Source organism: Oleiphilus sp. HI0067, from assembly GCF_001635735.1.
The window spans coordinates 1-1,163 of sequence record NZ_LWFI01001124.1 but is presented as its reverse complement, the minus strand read 5'-3'; the positions used below and the strand labels follow the sequence as shown (position 1 = coordinate 1,163).

General features: G+C 42.2%; 1 protein-coding gene. It reads right to left on the bottom strand.

What is annotated here, in order from left to right; genetic code table 11:
• Positions 1-1,163: AsmA family protein (locus A3739_RS16350; protein ID WP_156502628.1), on the bottom strand; the 1,163-nt coding region annotated here is incomplete at both ends.

The window sequence follows — 1,163 nt, the reverse complement described above, 5'->3', positions numbered from 1 at the left end:
TTTGACTGCTTCGTTATTTGATTCAATTGCAGCGATATGTGGCGCGGTAACCTGCTTTTGCGAAGGAATTATGGCAGCGAGGTAGTTGTCTATAACCGCCTGATCGCCAGCCAATGAGATGTCATAAAAGTTGGCAGCTGGGCGCGCTTTAATTGAACCCAAGAACTTTGATTCGTCGAACGCTAAGTCGAAATTAGTGCTCTGTAAAGTTCCTGAACGAAATGTAAATGGAGCATCAACTCCTATGTTTTTAAAGGCTTTGTCGTTAATCGGTAAATTTAAACCTAAGTATTGGTTTACATTTGCAAGAGCAAAGGGTGCAACGTGAATCATGCCCGTTATATCAGGACTGGTGCGAAGCTTCTTGGCGACAAATTGAGTATCTAAAGCAATGCTGGCGCCACTGACCTGCATGCTCGAAGCGTTTAGTGTGTCACCTTTCAGGTCATACTCAAAGTTTCCAGTTAGCGAGAGCTGTATGGTTTTCTTATTAGGCAGTATCCCAGAAAGGTCGAGATTATTTTCAAGTCCAATGAGTGATAGCATTTGACGTTCAGCGCTGATATTTGCTTTTGTTCTGAGGCTGTTGAAGTAGCGTGTCCCTTGTAGCTTGTCTTCATAAGTGAAGCTGAATTGAATAGGAAAATCCTCATCTAGTCTTGCATTATTCACTTCTAAGTCAAAGCTGTGAAGTGAGATATTCAGAGAGCTTTGCGCGTTTATGTAGTCCACTCGATAGTTTTGAATATGAATATGCTTTGCCAAAAATGGTATCGTCGCCAACTCTGTGCTTGTAGGTTTCAGATTTGTATTGTCGGTGGTGACAACTGAACTATCTGTTTTTTGTGACTCTTCATCGACCGGTTTACCGCCTTCAGTCAAAAGATCCCAATTACGATTTCCAGATTCGTCGACATACAGATGAATATGAGCGCCGTTTGAATAAATTCCGTTAATTTCAGGGGCGAGCTTGAGCAAGCTGAGCGTGTCTATCGATAGGTCGATCTGTGATACCTGAGTAAATACTTGCCCCTCTTGATCTAGAATACTGAGAGAGTCAAGGGTTACACCGAGAGGCCACCAAGAAAGCTTCAATTCCCCATCAATTTTTATAGTTAAACCGAAACGGTCCTTCGTACTGTTTTCGATGTCTCTTTTATAGT